Source organism: Brevibacterium sp. (assembly GCF_052105255.1).
Taxonomy (GTDB): Bacteria; Actinomycetota; Actinomycetes; order Actinomycetales; family Brevibacteriaceae; genus Brevibacterium; species Brevibacterium linens_B.
Genome location: NZ_JBQDYQ010000013.1, coordinates 5,409 through 21,207 on the forward strand (window position 1 = coordinate 5,409; position 15,799 = coordinate 21,207).

Genomic DNA, 15,799 nt, shown 5'->3' on the forward strand with positions numbered 1-15,799 from the left:
ACTCCGCGGTCGGAGCCAATGCCGTCGTCGTCAAGGACGTGGCGGCCGACTCGAGCGCTGTGGGCATTCCCGCGACCGTGCGCCCGAAGAAGAAGGACGGCGCCGCCCCGGCGACGGCATCTGCGGATGACGGCTCGGTGAAACACCCGGACTTCGTCCTCGAGGACCCCGCGCTCTGGATCTGAGGCGGCTCTGCTGCCGGACTGACAGCGGCTCCTGCCTACGGGCGGGAGCCGTTCTGTTTTCATTCTCCGCCCCCGGGAATACTTCTGAGACCACGTCTGTTAAGCTTTCAACTAGTTACTTCAAAATTGAAGTGAGTTCGATCAGCAGGGCGGCCGCTCATGCCGCAGGAGCTCAGACGCAGGAGGCGCCATGGAATTCGGAATCTTCACAATCGGCGATGTCACCACCGACCCCACTGACGGCACCACCGTCAGCGAACACCAGCGGATCAAGAACACCGTCGAGATCGCCAAGAAGGCCGAGGAGGTCGGACTCGACGTCTTCGCCACCGGTCAGCACCACAACCCGCCCTTCGTGGCGCCGGCGAATCCGCCGGTCCTGCTGGCCAACATCGCCGCGCAGACGCAGACACTCGAACTCTCCACGGCGACGACGCTCATCACCACGACCGATCCCGTGCGCATCGCCGAGGACTACTCCTACGCGCAGCACCTCTCCGACGGTCGCATCAGCCTGATCATGGGCCGCGGCAACACCGGCCCCGTCTACCCGTGGTTCGGCAAGGACATCCGTGCCGGCATCCCGCTGGCGGTCGAGAACTACAACCTGCTCTACCGTCTGTGGCGTGAGAAGAACCTCGACTGGGAAGGCAAGTTCCGCACTCCTCTCAATGGCTTCACCGTCACCCCGACCCCTCTGGACGAGGTCCCGCCGTTCGTGTGGCACGGTTCGATCCGCAGCCCCGAGATCGCCGAACAGGCCGCCTACTACGGCGACGGGTTCTTCCACAACAACATCTTCTGGCCGACCTCGCACACCGCGCGGATGGTTCAGCTCTACCGTCAGCGCTACGAGTACTACGGTCACGGCACAGCCAGCCAGGCGATCGTCGGCCTCGGCGGTCAGGTATTCATGCGCAAGAACTCCCAGGACGCCGTCCGCGAGTTCCGTCCCTACTTCGACAATGCCCCGGTCTACGGCCACGGGCCCAGCCTCGAGGACTTCTCGACGCAGACTCCGCTGACCGTCGGGTCACCCCAGCAGGTCATCGAGCGCACCCTGAGCTTCCGCGACTGGGCCGGAGACTACCAGCGTCAGCTCTTCCTCATCGACCATGCGGGACTGCCGCAGAAGACGGTGCTCGAGCAGCTCGACCTCCTCGGCGAAGAGGTCATCCCCGTTCTCCGCGAGGAGTTCGCGAAGGGCCGCCCGGCCGACGTCCCCGATGCCCCGACGCACGGGTCGCTGGTCATGCGCCACCGCGAAGGCCGGGATCCGATCCCCGGCGGCGGAGAAGGATCGCGTGCCTTCGAGGGCCGCCAGGCACGCTCTGCCGAAGCGGCCCAGAACGACGCCCACAACGCGACACGGGAAGGAGCCGACCGCTGATGAGCACGAAGACGATGAACATCGTGGCCGTGACCACCTCGCTCAGCGAGGATTCGACCACGCTCAAGCTCACTAACCGGATCCTCGGTCAGGCCGCCTCGGCGGGGGGATCAGTGGGCATCGACGTGACCACGGACGTCATCAACGTCCGCAGCCTTGCCACCGCGCTGACGGATATGACCCTGATCGGGTTCCGCTCCGAAGCGCTGGAGACGGCCTTCGCAACCATCGCCGCGGCCGACGCCATCGTCACCGTCGCACCGGTGTACAAGGCCGCACCCGTCGGCTTGCACACCCTGTTCTGGCAGCACGTCGACGACAAGGCGCTGAGCCGCAAGCCCGTGCTCATCGCCTCCACCGGCGGCACCGCCCGGCATTCCCTGGCCGGGGACGCCGTGCTGCGGCCGATGCTGTCCTACCTCAAGGGCATCGTCGTGCCCACGACGGTCTTCGCCGCGACCGACGACTGGGGAACCGTCGAAGGCGGCCGGGCGCTGACCGCACGGATCCGTCAGGCGGGGGAGGAGCTCGTGTCCCTGACCGCAACGATCAGCGGGTCCGGAAACGACGACCTCGCCGAGGTGGCCGGCCCCGATCCGCGCGATCGTGCAGGGGCAGGGGCGTCCCCGGGGTCCTCGGCGAATCGCGGAATCGTCGACGAATTCGACCCGGCCAACGTCACTCCGTTCGCACAGCTGCTCGAGGGCTGAGATGACGGAGATCAGATTCGGGCTCGGGAAGGAGGCGCTGGCACAGAACGCGTGGCGGACCTATTTCGAGACCTCGCAGCGCCTGCGTCAAGCTCTTGAGATCCAGCTCAAGGACGATGCGGGCCTCGATGTCAGTGACTACAACACTCTGCTCCTGCTGTGGGAAGCGCCGGAGCGGACGCTGACGATGAGCGCCCTGGCGAAGAAGCTCGTCTTCTCGCCGTCGCGGCTGAACTATCGGATCAAGGTCCTCGTCGAGGCGGGGCTGGTGACGAAGACCCAGTGTCTCGATGACGGGCGTGCCCACAATGTGGCGCTGACCGAGGCAGGAGCGCGGGCGTTCCTGTCCGCCGGCTCTCAGCACAAGAGCTATGTCGGCGAGGTCTTCTTCGACCATGTCAGCGACGCCGAGCTCGAGGTGATCGAGGCCGTCTTCACTCGGATCGGGAAATCGCTGCCTGCGAACTGAGACGGGCCCTGCCCGAGAACTGAGGCCGATCATCTCAGAGTGACGAACGTCTCGGCATGGTCTGAGGCTGCGTGCCACAATGAGGGCATGTCCATCACCACAATCGCCTTCCCGAACTCCGAGCTCCGCAACCGTGTGATCGCTCGGATACCTGCTCACCAGCGCGCGAACGTCGACCTCGTCGTCTTCTCCGACGCCGAACGGTCGGCCAAGCTCAGTCGTGACGATGTCGACGTCGTGATCCTGCCGTACATGGATTCCGGGCCGACGATCGAGCTGCTCGACGAGCTGCCCAACCTGCGCATGGTGATCACTCAGACGACCGGATTCGATCCCGTCGCCCACCTGCCCGAACGCGGAATTCAGGTGGCGACCGCTTCCGGCGTGCACACCGGAGGCACCGCCGAGCTCGCCCTGGCGCTGACTCTCGCCAGCCTGCGCGGAATCGACGACGCCGTCCGCTCGCAGGTCTCGCGGGTATGGGAGCACCACCGCTACCGCTCGCTGCAGGACCGACGGGTGATGATCATCGGCGTCGGCGAGATCGGCTCGGCCATCGCCGACCGCTTCGGCCCCTTCGAAGTCCAGCTCACCCGAGTGGCCTCGACCGCACGTGAGGACGAGCGCGGGAAGATCCACGGCGTCGACGAGCTGCCGGAACTTCTGCCTCACACCGAGGTGGTCGTGCTCATCACTCCGCTCAACGAGGGCACCCACCGCCTGGTCGATGAGAGGTTCCTCAGCCTGCTTCCCGACAATGCGCTCATCGTCAACGTCGCCCGCGGCAAGGTTGTCGATACGGACGCACTCGTAGCAGAGCTTGCCACCGGGCGACTCCATGCTGCACTCGACGTCACCGACCCGGAGCCGCTGCCGCGCAACCACGCGCTGTGGGGCACCCCGAACACCCTCATCACACCCCATGTCGGAGGCGACACCTCGGCGTTCGAGCCACGGGTCGTGAAGATCCTCGCCGAGCAGGTCAGGCGGATCAACGACGGTGAGCAGCCGGTCAATCTCATCAAGGCCTGAGATGCCGTGAGCTGGGGCCCGAGGCCCAGCGAATCGCGGGCCCGAGGTGCGGTCAATAGGTCACGCGGATCTGACCTAAGCAGGACCCCGACACGGCTCTGCGGCCGGACTCTCGCATGGTCCCCACAAGTGGTTCCATCATGCGAGAGTCCGGCGTGCGGATGCTGAAATCGGGCGTAGCATGCCTGCATGAGCATCGATACAGATAACACCACTCCCGACATCAAACCCCGTTCTCGCGATGTCACGGATGGCCTCGAGGCCACCGCCGCGCGCGGAATGCTGCGCGCCGTCGGCATGGGCGACGACGACTGGGTGAAGCCGCAGGTCGCGATCGCGACTTCGTGGAACGAGATCACCCCCTGCAACATGTCGCTGCAGCGTCTCGGTTCGGCCGCCAAGGAAGGCGTCCACGAGGCCGGTGGCTTCCCCCTGGAATTCGGCACCATCTCCGTCTCGGACGGAATCTCGATGGGCCACGAAGGCATGCACTACTCGCTGGTCTCACGTGAGGTCATCACCGACTCCGTCGAGACCGTGATGAGCGCCGAACGACTCGACGGCTCCGTGCTCATGGCCGGCTGCGACAAGTCGATCCCGGGAATGCTCATGGCCTCCGCCCGCCTGGGACTGTCGAGCGTCTTCCTCTACAACGGTTCGATCATGCCCGGCACCGCGAAGATGGAGGACGGCTCGGAGAAGGAAGTCACCCTCATCGACGCCTTCGAGGCAGTCGGCGCCTGCCGCGCGGGCACCATGTCCCCGAAGGACGTCGACGCCATCGAACGCGCCGTCTGCCCCGGCGAGGGCGCGTGCGGCGGAATGTACACCGCGAACACCATGGCCTCGGCCGCCGAGGCGATGGGCATGTCGCTGCCGGGTTCGGCCGCTCCGCCGGCCATCCACCGCAACCGCACGATGTTCGCCCGCAAGTCCGGCGAGGCGGTCGTCAACCTGCTGCGGCAGGGCATCACCGCGAAGGACATCATCACCCGCGAATCGCTCCACAATGCGATCGCCGTGGTCATGGCCTTCGGCGGTTCCACGAACGCGGTTCTCCACCTGCTGGCCATCGCGCACGAGGCCGGAGTGACGCTGGAGCTCGACGACTTCAACCGCATCGGCGACAAGGTCCCGCACCTGGGCAACGTCAAGCCCTTCGGCCAGTATGTGATGAACGACGTCTTCAAGATCGGCGGCGTGCCCGTGATCATGAAAGCCCTCCTCGACGCGGGTCTGCTCAACGGAGACTGCCTGACCGTGACCGGCAAGACCGTGGCCGAGAACCTCGAGTCGATCAACCCGCCGGACCCCGACGGGAAGATCCTGCGTGCGCTGAGCAATCCGATCCACGCCACCGGCGGCCTGACCGTGCTGCAGGGATCGCTGGCCCCCGAAGGTGCCGTCGTGAAGTCCGCCGGTTTCGACGCCGACGTCTTCGAAGGCACCGCTCGCGTCTTCGACCAGGAGCAGCCGGCGATGGACGCCGTGCTCAACGGCGAGCTGAAGAAGGGCGACGTCGTCGTCATCCGCTACGAAGGCCCCAAGGGCGGACCCGGAATGCGTGAGATGCTCGCGATCACCGGCGCCATCAAGGGCGCGGGCATCGGCAAGGACGTCCTGCTGCTCACCGACGGTCGCTTCTCCGGCGGTTCGACAGGTCTGTGCATCGGCCACATCGCCCCCGAGGCGGTCGACGGCGGTCCGATCGCGCTCGTCGAGGACGGCGACAAGATCACCGTCGACATCGCGGCTCGCTCGATCGAGCTCCACGTCGACGAAGAGGTGCTGGCCGAGCGTCGCAAGTCCTGGACGCTGCCCGAGAACCACCGCCTCACCGGTGTGCTCGGCAAGTACGCAAAGCTCGTGCAGTCGGCGTCGAAGGGCGCGGTCTGCTTCTGAGCATGTCCTGATCAGCCGCTGACCGTCGTCCGCGGCAGAACCAACACCAGCGCCGAGGTGGCGCAGACGATTCGTCTGCGCCACCTCGGCGCTTCTGTGCGTTTTCCGTTGGCACTGCCGAAGCAGGGAAAGGGAACGGAGGAAGCAACTGGGGCCGCTGCCTGTCGGCAGCGGCCCCAGCCACTCAGACGAGAATCACCTGAGGATCACTTGAGTTTGTCAGATCCCTTGACGTATCCGATCTTCGTCCAGTCGGGGCTTTCGAAGCCGAAGGCGCCGTAGTTGGCGAGGTCGGGGTTGACGACGAAGAAGTCGTAGGACTGCCACAGCGGGATGACGCCGGCGACGTCCCAAAGCTTATCGTCTGCCTGATTCATCAGATCTGCTCGCTCGTCTTCATCGGTGGAAGTCGCTGCCTTGTTGAGTAGCTTGTCGACTTCCTTATCACCGATGTTGCTGAAGTTCTGGCCGCCATTGGTCTTCCAGATCGAGTCGCCGCTGGAGAGGAACGGGTTGCCTGAGTACCCGAACAGCGTCATATCGTACTTGCCGGGATCGATGTACTTGGCGAAGAGATCCGTCGGCGGAACCTTGTGCTCCTTGACTGTGACACCGATCTCCTTGAGGTTCTCCTGGACAACGGGCAGGACTGCTTCGTTCGTCTTCGAACCGTCGTTGTAGACGTATTCGAGTGTGATCGGCTCGCCGTCCTTCATCGCCTTGCCCGAGTCGTCGTACTCGTAGCCGGCGTCTTCGAGCATCTTCTTTGCGGCGCCCGCGTCAGCATCGGCGCGACCGTCAGAGGTGTCCTTGTACCCGTTCTGATTGGTCATGAGCATGCGGTTGTTGAGCTGCTCGGTGTCCTTCGGGTAAGGCATCGTCGAGTTGACCGAAAGGAAGATCTCTTCACGGTCGAGAGTCTTGAAGACAGCCTGGCGCAGAGTCTCGTCAGCCAACGGTCCGCCCTTTTCACCGTTGAGAGTGATGTGGCTCCAGTCTGGTGCTGATGCGCGGCGCAGTTCAGCACCATTGTCGATCATCGGCTTGACGACGGAGTATTGGGCAGGAACCGTGGTCTCAATGGCATCGAGCTGTCCGTTCTGGAAGCTGGAGGCCGCTGCCGAAGGATCTTCGATCGTGGTGATGAGGACAGAATCCAGGGGAGCCTTGTCTCCCCACCAGTTGTCGTCGGGCTCCATCTGGACGGTCTTGTTCTTCGAATCGATCTTCTTGACCTTGTAGGGTCCCGCAGTGACCTTCGGACCATCGACCCACGCATCGTTGAAGGTCTTTGCATCCTTGACGAGCGAGTCGGGGGCAACGTCGGCCAGCCCCTTCCAGTCCGCGTAAGGTTCTTTGAACGTCACCTTGGCAGTGAGGTCGTTGTCGCCTTTCTCGATCTTCTTGACCTGGTCATAGCCCTCGGAGGACACGATGTTGTAGTCCTTTTTCGACCCGTCCATCGTCTTGAAGACATTTTCAATGGACTTGTAGTCAATCGGAGTGCCGTCCGACCACTTCATCCCCTCGTTGAGTTCGATCTCAACGACGAGTGGATCCTCAGAGACCACGTCGAGACGCTTCGTGTAATTTTTGTTCGGGACGACCTCGCCATCGGCCGTGTAGCTGTATAGATCGGGATAGATCATATCCATCATGTCGTTGGTATTGGTCTCGTACCCGTCGAGATTGAGGATGTTCCAATTCGCGGGGAACGCATTGTTCGTCAGTCGCAGGTCGCCTCCGTCGCCGACCTCACCGCGGTCTTTCGCATTGATCTCATTGGCGCTGGCGTCGAGCGCTTTGTCATCGCCGTCCTTGCCGCCGCCTTCGGGTGCTTGAGAACACCCTGCCAGCGCGAGACCCGCGATTGCCATGGCGGCAACTCCGCAGGTGAACTTCTTTCTGAGAATCATTTTCTGCATCTCCTTTGATTTCGAGGCCGCCGCCTTGCGACGGTATTCGGCCGGTGCGGGGCTGAGAAGCTGAGCCGGTGGTGTCCTCACCACGAACTCACATGGTGGTCAAGCTCTTGAGACGTTGCTTGGTGGATGCTCCTTTACGGTTCTTCGGGCGCGCAGTCGAACGGCCGGGGGCGAGTGACAGCCGGCAAGAGCGATGAGTTCTCTCGTCATCGGGACTCACCAAAACCGGAGAACGCCTCGGCATCGATCGTGGTGCTGCGGCGAGCCCGGGCCTTGGCCGGATCAGGGATCGGAACTGCAGCAAGCAGCTCGCGGCTGTACTCGTGCCGCGGGTCGTCGAAGACGTTTGCGGTGTCTCCTATTTCGACCAGCTTTCCGGACTTCATCACCGCGATGCGGTCGGAGATGTGACGGACGACCGACAGATCGTGGGAGACGAATAGGAAGCTCACGCCCAATCGGGACCTGAGGTCGGCAAGCATCTTCAGCACTCCGGCCTGAACAGTGACGTCCAGGGCGCTGGTCGGCTCGTCGAGAACGATGAGTTTCGGCTCGCAGGCCAGTGCGCGAGCCACCCCCACACGCTGTCGCTGACCGCCGGAGAACTGTGCCGGATACCGAGAAGCATGTTCGGGCGTGAGGCCGACGGTCGTCAGCAGCCAATCGACCCGCTCATTCATACGTTCCTTGCTGTACCCCTGAACCTGCATCGGCTCCTTGAGGATGTCGCTGATCGGCATCCTCGGATCCAGTGCAGCCATCGGGTCTTGGAACACTACCGTCACGTCGCTGCGCATCGTCGCTCGGTCTGCGCGAGTGAGCGAAGAAGTGTCTTTGCCGTTGATCCTGATCGCGCCCTTCTGCGGCTTGCGCAGCTGCATGATCTCCAGCAGGGTAGTGGTCTTACCCGATCCGGATTCACCGACCAGAGCAAGGCATTCGCCTTCACGGATGTCGAACGAAATGCCGTCTACGGCCCGTTGCTCGCCGATCTTCTTACGGATGAGCGCACCCTTGGTGATAGGGAAGATGCGTTCGAGGTCGGTCACCTCGAGGACGACGGGACGCTTCTCCCGAGGGAGGAGGGTCTCGGAGACCTCAGCAACTTTGGCCATCGCCGAACCCGCGATGCTCTTCGATTCGCTCGGATCGTCGAGATCGATACGCGGCACTGCGGCCAAGAGATCTCGGGTGTACTTCTCCCTGGGGCTGTAGAAGATCTCCTCGACATCCCCTTCCTCAACCATCCGCGATTCCTTCATGACCAAGACGCGCTCGGCGAACCCGGCCACCACGCCCATGTCATGCGTGATGAGAACGGTGGCGGCACCAAGCATTTCCTGTGCCGACTTGAGCAGGTCCATCACCTGCGCCTGGATAGTGACGTCCAGGGCGGTTGTCGGTTCGTCGGCGATGATGAGTTCGGGTTCATTGGCGATCGCCATGGCGATCATGGCTCGTTGCCGCATTCCGCCGGAGAACTCGTGCGGATACTGTTTGGCGCGCCTGCTCGGATCCGGGATGCCGACTGAGTCGAGGAGTTCGACCGAGCGCGCATCAGCCTTGGCTTGTGATACCTCGGGATGATGGATCCGAACGACCTCGGAGATCTGTCGACCGACTTCGTAGACGGGAGTCAAAGCCGACAACGGGTCCTGGAACACCATCGAAACCGTGTTTCCGCGGAGGGTGGACAGTTGTCTGTCATTGAGCTCGAACATGTTGCGGCCGAGCAGGTCGATGCGACCAGAGACGCTCGCGTTGGCCGGCAGCAGCCCCATCACGGCCAGCGAACTGACGGATTTGCCCGAACCGGATTCCCCGACGATCGCCAGGGCCTCGCCCTTCCTGACCTCGTAGGACAGGTTCTGGACCGCATGAACGGTGTTGGTTTCGGACGGGAACGATACGCTCAGATCGTTCACTGTGAGCACAGTGTCAGTCATTGTCATCGGCCTCAGAGTCTGCTGGAATCGCTGGTCGGGTCGAGGGCGTCTCGCAGCGCCTCGCCCATCATGTTGATGGAGATGACGAGCGCCGCGAGCACCATTGCGGGCGGGATCCAGGTGTACGGAGCTGAGATGTTGTAGTCCTGGAGCACGGTTCCCAGCGAGACCTGCGGGTACTGAATGCCGAAGCCGATGAACGACAGACCGGTTTCGCCGAGGATCGCAGCACTGACGCCGAGCGTCGTGTCGATGATGATCCAGCTGGCGATATTGGGAATGATGTGACGCAGGATGTTGACGACAGGATTGACTCCCATGAACTTGGCGGCTTCGACGTATTCGGTCCTGACCAGCTGCTGGGTCATGGCGCGCAGGACACGAGCGGTGAGCATCCAGGCGAACAGAGACAGCAGCGGGATCATCCACAGCCACGATGCCTGCTGGAGCGCCGGGCTGAAGAGCATCATCAGCAGAAGCGCGGGGACGACGAGGAAGAGGTTCGTCAGGTTGACGAGGAACCCGTCGGCAATCGCGCCCCATTTTCCTTTGCTGCTGACGTAGCCGGCAACGGTGCCGACGAGTATTGCGAGGAGCGAGGTGAGGATGGCGGTGCCGATACCGATGACCAGCGAGATTCTCAGTCCCTGCATGGTCCGGGCGAAGATGTCGAGTCCGTTTTCGTTGACTCCGAACCAATGGTACTGCGTCGGTCCGGTCAGTGAATTCGCGAGATCGCGTTCGAACGGCCCGTACTGGTAGATCATCGGCGCGAAGATCGCGACGAGTATCAGCAGCACGAAAGTCGTCAGTCCGATCCAGGCACCCGAGCTGCGGAAGAACCTGCGTCGGATGAGAGCCGCCCGTCCGAGGGGTGCCGGCACGTGAACATTCTCGTCGGTCCGGTCCGGATCTGGCACATGTGTCGGATCGGGTGTGTCGAGCGTCGTGTTCCAGACTCCTGAACTATCTTTACTCAATGCTCTCACCTCACACGGGGATCGAGGACGCCCTGCAGGAAATCTGCAAGGGTTGCTGACAGCAGGGTCAGTACGGCTGTGTAGAGCACAACTCCCACCGTTCCGTTCACGTCGGCCAGCGAAATCGAGGAAATGGCGAAGCGGCCGATGCCTTGCCAGTTGAACATGAGCTCAACGAACAGCGAGCCGGCGAAAGCCGCCCCGACTGCAAACGCGAAGTACTGTCCCATGGGGATCAGAGCCATGCGCAGACCGTGGCGTGTCATCGCTTGGCCGCGGCGAAGCCCTTTCGCGCGAGCCGTTCTCAGATAGTCACTGCCGAGCACGTCAAGGGCCGTGACTTTCATATATCTGGAATACGAAGCTGCGGCAGTTGCGGTGAGAACGATCGTCGGCATCACCAGAGCCTTGATCTGATAGGAGATCGCGTCCCATGACCCGGGCTCGAGGAGAGGATTGATGGGGTTGATAGCCGGCAGGCCCCAGCCGGTGAGGTCGAGGACACCTTGGTTGATCTGTTGGACGATGAGGATGATCACCGGTGTCGGCAGGGCCAGGATGAGAAACGAACCGAAGGTGAAGGCCCGGTCGTCGATCGAGCGGCGGCGAACAGCCGAGACCATTCCGAGGGCGACGCCGAGAACGGTTCCGATGATCGTACCGAGCAGCACCAGGCGCAGGCTGATGGGCACACGGTTGAGCAGCTCTTCCCAGACCGGGACCATCGCCTTATTGGTGCCTGTGGTGACGCCGAGGTCACCGCGGACCAATCCGCCGAGCCAGTTCGCATACCGCTGGAACAGCGGCACATCCGGATTGATGTTGCGAGCATCCAAGTACTGCTGTGCGGTCTCGAGGGGGACTGGTTCCTTCGCGATAGGCGGGTAGAGGATTGCTTCGGGATGCATCAGGCCTGCGGCCAGAAGGTAGGCGAAGCTGGAGGCGACGAATGCCAGAATCAGGTAGGTCAGTGCTCGGATGGACATGAACCTAAGCACTGAGACTCCTTTGTCGTTTGCTCAGGTTGGGGAAAGTCTTCATTCCAGGTGGAACCCTTGTGGTCGACGGTGGTCAGATGTGACGTGTACTACATTCAGGGTATCCGACATTTGGACAATTTCAGCAAGGCATCCTAAAAAATTTGACGATATGATTAGTCTCGTGATTTGGATAGATGTCGCCATCGTGGTTATCGGGGCCGTTGCCGCGGTCGCGGTGAGCGATGTCCTGGGACATCGAAATCTGCCGACATGGCCGGTTGGGCTCATTGCGGTGGCTGGATTCATCTTCGCGGGTCTGACTTACAGTTCATGGCTTGCGGCTGGTGCTCTGGGTCTCGGCTGCGGGGCGCTGATCGTGTCTGCACGAGGATTTGTTCAGATGGTGATGGAGCGACGCAGTCGTCGCACGGACTCGCGGACAGACCGAGGGGAATGACATGCGCATCGTCGTACTCGATGACTATCAGCAGGTGGCCGCGGACTTCGCGGACTGGTCCCGTCTCGACGCCGAGGTCGAGTTCATCTCGCGCCCCATCGTCGATGACGATGATCTGGTGCGGGTCCTCACCGGCGCCGAGGTGGTCGTGGCGATGCGTGAGAGAACCGCCTTCACCGCCGGTCGGCTGGAACGTCTGTCGGATCTGCGTCTGCTCGTGACCACGGGGCGGGTCAACGCCTCCATCGACGTGCAGGCGGCGCGTGCGCTGGGGATCGTGGTCTGCGGGACCGAGTCGACCACCTCGGCGACACCGGAGCTGACCTGGGGACTCATCCTCTCCGTCCTGCGCAGCATCCCGGCCGAGGATGCCGCCGTCCGAGGCGGCGGCTGGCAGTCGAGCGTCGGGGGAGACCTCGACGGGCACCGCCTCGGCGTGGTCGGTCTGGGACGCCTGGGAACGAAGGTCGCGCGGGTCGGCGCTGCCTTCGGCATGAAGGTCGTGGCGTGGAGCCAGAACCTCGATGCCGAACGGGCCGACGGCCTGGGCGTGCGCTCCGTGAGCAAGGACGAGCTGTTCTCCACCGCCGACGTGGTGACGATCCACTACAAGCTCAGCGACCGCAGCCGGGGACTCGTCGGCGCTGCCGAGCTCGAGGCGATGAAGCCGGGCAGCATCCTCGTCAACACCTCACGTGCGGGGCTGATCGACACCGACGCGCTCATCACCGTGTTGGAGGCGGGCGGAATCCGGGGCGCCGGACTCGACGTCCACGACGAGGAGCCGCTGCCGGTCGACCACCGTCTGCGCAGCACACCGCGCACCGTGCTCACCCCGCACCTGGGATACGTCACGGAGGACACGTATCGGATCTTCTTCACTCAGGCGGTCGAGGACATCGCCGCCTGGATCGCAGGAGAGTCGATCCGCGTGCTCGGCTGATGCACCGACCGCTATGGTGGGCGGAGAGGGACGCCGCACCCGTTCGGCCCCTCCGCGCGAGAACGATGAACGAAAGCAGAGGCACAATGGCCGACCAATCCGACAGAGACGACAGCGGGAAGACAGTCCTCGATGCGAGCCTGGAGGTCTTCCGTGCCCATGGGATGACGACGATCTTCGGCAACCCCGGTTCGAACGAGCTGCCGTTCCTCGCCGGTCTCGGCGACGACTTCCGATTCGTCCTCGGTCTGCATGAGCAGGTCGTCGTCGGCATGGCCGAAGGATACGCACGTGCCACGGGAGCCCCGGCGCTGGTGAATCTGCACGCCGCCTCGGGGTCGGGCAATGGCATGGGTGCGTTGACGAACGCCCACTACGGGCACGTTCCGCTGGTCGTCCTCGCCGGTCAGCAGGTGCGCCGCACCGTCGGACAGGAGACGATGCTCGCCAGCGTCGATGCCTCGACGCTGCCCGCCCCGCTGGTGAAGTACTCGCACGAGCCGCTGTCGGCCCTCGACGTGCCCCGCACCCTGTCGCAGGCGGTCCTCGAGGCGGCCACCCAGCCCAGCGGTCCCGTCTATGTGTCCGTCCCACTCGACGACTGGGACCAGTCGGCGCTTCCCGACGACGCACTGTTGGCGCAGCGGTCGGTGGCGACGGCGGGGACGATGTCGACCTCGCTGCTTCGCGAGCTCACGGACGTCCTCGACGGGGCACAGAACCCTGCCCTCGTCCTCGGGCCGCAGGTCGATGCCGCCGCCGTCGCTGATTCGACGGTCTATGAGGATGCCATGGTGCTGGCCGAACGCCTGAACGCCTCGGTCTTCGTCGCTCCCTCGCCGACTCGCTGTCCGTTCCCGACCACGCACCCGAACTTCGACGGCGTCCTCGTCCCAGGTATCAAATCAGTGCGTGACCGGCTTGCCGGCCACGACGTCGTCCTCGTCATCGGAGCCGCCGCCTTCCGATACCACCGCTGGGAACCGGCGAACTACCTGGAGCCGGGCACCGAGGTCATCCAGATCACCCAGGATCCGCGGGAGGCGACACGGGCAGCGTTCGGGCGCGCCGTCATCGCGGACGTCGCGACCGCGCTCGCCGACCTCGCAGAGGCGACGACGGACCGAGGAACTCGCCGAGGCGACCGTGGGTCTCGGGTCGTCACCGCACCTGCCGAGTCGGAGCAGGGAATGTCCGGCACCGAGGTGCTCGACGTCCTCAACGATCACGTCGACGACTCCGTCGTCTACGTCAATGAGACGACCACCCTCGATCTCGACTACCTCGAGCGGATCGTCATCGACCGGCCCGGGATGTACCACTTCCCGGCCTCGGGCGGACTGGGCTTCGGTCTGCCGGTCGCGCTGGGTTTGGCGATCGGTGCCCCGGAGAAGACCATTGTCGCCACCGTCGGCGACGGGTCCGCGAACTACGGTCTCACGGCTCTGTACACGGCTGCCCAGTTGGGCACGAAGACGATCTTCGTCATCGTCAACAACTCCGGCTACGGTGCGCTCTCCGGATTCGCCGAGCGAATGGGCGTTCCCGATACGCCGGGACTGACCTTGGGCACGATCGACTTCGTGTCGTTGGCGCAGGGGTACGGAGTCCCGGCCAGCCGGACCACGACGCGGGAAGAGTTCGAGACCGCCTACCGTGAGGCGCTGCAGGCCGACGGACCGGTGCTCATCGACGCCGTCGTCCTCGGCGTCGACGGCCGGCCGACAGCGTGACCGCCGGCGTGTGGGCAGCGCCCTGAGACCGACGAAGCCGCCGGAGAGTCAGAACTCTCCGGCGGCTTTCGCATTGCTCAACCCGACTGGGTCAGTTCACCTCGGCGGGATCGGCCGAGACGCGGCCGCCGTTTTCGAGCGCGTCGATGGCTGCCACCTCGGCGTCGGTGAGTTCGAAGTCGAAGACGTCGAAGTTCTGTTCCATGCGGTCGCGGTTGTTCGACTTGGGGAAGACGACGTGGCCCTTCTGCAGGTGCCAGCGGATGATCGCCTGGGCCCAGGACTTCTCATGGGCGGCGGCGATCTCACCGATGACGGTGTTCGCGTAGTCGACCTTGCCCTGGCCCAGCGGACCCCAGGCTTCGATCTTGATGTCGTGCTCGGCGAGCAGCGGACGGGTCTCGACCTGCTGGAACTGCGGGTGGACCTCGATCTGGTCGACGGCGGGGATGATGCCGGTCTCCAGGATCTCGGGCAGGAAACGGTGGTCGAAGTTCGAGACTCCGATGGAGGTGGTCAGACCCTGATCGCGGTAGCCGGGGAAGGCTTCCCAGGTCTCGACGGAGTTCCTGTTCTCAGGGGTCGGCCAATGGATGAGGTAGAGGTCGACGTGGTCGAGGCCGAGCTTCTCCAGGGATTCACCGAGAGCGCGCTTGGATTCCTCCGCACCGTGGCGGTCGTTCCACAGCTTGGTCGTGATGAAGAGTTCGTCACGGGCGATTCCGGACTTCGCGATGGCCCGGCCCACGCCTGCTTCATTGCCGTAGACGGCGGCGGTGTCGATGTGACGGTAGCCGACCTCGAGGGCGTCGGTGACGATGCGTTCCGTCTCGTCGGGGTCGACCTTGAAGACGCCGAAGCCCAGCTGGGGGATCGTCTTGCCGTCGTTGAGAGTGAGTGTGGGAACCGTCATGGTGTACGCCTTTCGTCACGGGCTGGAATGGTGCGTGGGAGACATCCTTGTGGGAGACCTCCGCGGGGACGGGAATCTGAAGGTGAGCCCCCTGCGACCCTATAACGACAGGGTCGGTGGCGATCATTCCCAGTCTCGGCCTGTTTCTCCCTGTTTCGATTCGGCTCGGAGCGCTCGGTGTCGAGACTGGCACACGTGATGACCACGGAAGCGTGTGTGCGTCCGATAGGTTCG

At 63.7% G+C, this 15,799-nt stretch carries 12 protein-coding genes and 1 pseudogene; 8 read left to right on the plus strand and 5 right to left on the minus strand.

Going from position 1 to position 15,799, the window contains the following annotated elements; translation table 11 throughout:
- The 6 genes and pseudogenes from ACTIIH_RS05790 to ilvD form a co-directional block, all read left to right on the plus strand.
- Positions 1-185, plus strand: a pseudogene (locus ACTIIH_RS05790) (serine O-acetyltransferase); the annotation flags it as partial.
- A gap of 190 nt (positions 186-375) precedes the next feature.
- Positions 376-1,575 carry an LLM class flavin-dependent oxidoreductase gene (locus tag ACTIIH_RS05795; RefSeq protein ID WP_441451069.1) on the plus strand — a complete coding sequence of 400 codons (1,200 nt, stop codon included), beginning with the start codon at positions 376-378 and terminating at the stop codon, positions 1,573-1,575.
- Positions 1,575-2,285 (plus strand): NAD(P)H-dependent oxidoreductase, encoded by a 711-nt coding sequence (locus ACTIIH_RS05800; RefSeq protein ID WP_441451071.1) that lies wholly within the window; start codon positions 1,575-1,577, stop codon positions 2,283-2,285. The genes ACTIIH_RS05795 and ACTIIH_RS05800 overlap by 1 nt, the downstream gene beginning before the upstream one ends.
- A gap of 1 nt (position 2,286) precedes the next feature.
- Positions 2,287-2,754, plus strand: coding sequence for a MarR family winged helix-turn-helix transcriptional regulator (locus ACTIIH_RS05805; protein WP_441451073.1), 468 nt, complete (start codon positions 2,287-2,289; stop codon positions 2,752-2,754).
- An 87-nt stretch (positions 2,755-2,841) separates the two neighbouring features.
- Positions 2,842-3,786: a 2-hydroxyacid dehydrogenase gene (locus tag ACTIIH_RS05810; RefSeq protein ID WP_441451075.1), complete on the plus strand. Its 945-nt coding sequence runs from the start codon at positions 2,842-2,844 to the stop codon at positions 3,784-3,786.
- Between the two features lie 189 nt (positions 3,787-3,975).
- A complete protein-coding gene (ilvD, locus tag ACTIIH_RS05815) occupies positions 3,976-5,688 on the plus strand; it encodes a dihydroxy-acid dehydratase (RefSeq protein ID WP_441451077.1) in 1,713 nt (570 codons plus the stop codon).
- Positions 5,689-5,894: 206 nt separating this feature from the next.
- Here ilvD and ACTIIH_RS05820 read toward each other — a convergent pair whose 3' ends face one another.
- From ACTIIH_RS05820 to ACTIIH_RS05835, 4 genes are all read right to left on the minus strand, one after another.
- Positions 5,895-7,604, minus strand: coding sequence for an ABC transporter family substrate-binding protein (locus tag ACTIIH_RS05820; RefSeq protein ID WP_101553612.1), 1,710 nt, complete (start codon positions 7,602-7,604; stop codon positions 5,895-5,897).
- Between the two features lie 215 nt (positions 7,605-7,819).
- The gene (locus ACTIIH_RS05825; protein ID WP_240811916.1) at positions 7,820-9,565 is read right to left on the minus strand and encodes an ABC transporter ATP-binding protein; all 1,746 of its coding nucleotides are present in this window, start codon (positions 9,563-9,565) and stop codon (positions 7,820-7,822) included.
- Between the two features lie 5 nt (positions 9,566-9,570).
- Positions 9,571-10,443, minus strand: coding sequence for an ABC transporter permease (locus ACTIIH_RS05830; RefSeq protein WP_240811917.1), 873 nt, complete (start codon positions 10,441-10,443; stop codon positions 9,571-9,573).
- Between the two features lie 101 nt (positions 10,444-10,544).
- Positions 10,545-11,537 carry an ABC transporter permease gene (locus ACTIIH_RS05835; protein WP_241241434.1) on the minus strand — a complete coding sequence of 331 codons (993 nt, stop codon included), beginning with the start codon at positions 11,535-11,537 and terminating at the stop codon, positions 10,545-10,547.
- 440 nt (positions 11,538-11,977) lie between these two features.
- Here ACTIIH_RS05835 and ACTIIH_RS05840 point away from each other — a divergent pair, with 440 nt between their 5' ends.
- Complete coding sequence (locus ACTIIH_RS05840) at positions 11,978-12,919, plus strand: D-2-hydroxyacid dehydrogenase family protein (RefSeq protein WP_441451080.1); 942 nt, start codon at positions 11,978-11,980, stop codon at positions 12,917-12,919.
- 86 nt (positions 12,920-13,005) lie between these two features.
- A complete protein-coding gene (gene mdlC, locus ACTIIH_RS05845) occupies positions 13,006-14,652 on the plus strand; it encodes a benzoylformate decarboxylase (RefSeq protein WP_441451082.1) in 1,647 nt (548 codons plus the stop codon).
- 91 nt (positions 14,653-14,743) lie between these two features.
- Here mdlC and ACTIIH_RS05850 read toward each other — a convergent pair whose 3' ends face one another.
- Complete coding sequence (locus ACTIIH_RS05850; RefSeq protein WP_101553619.1) at positions 14,744-15,565, minus strand: aldo/keto reductase; 822 nt, start codon at positions 15,563-15,565, stop codon at positions 14,744-14,746.
- Between the last annotated feature and the right edge of the window lie 234 nt (positions 15,566-15,799).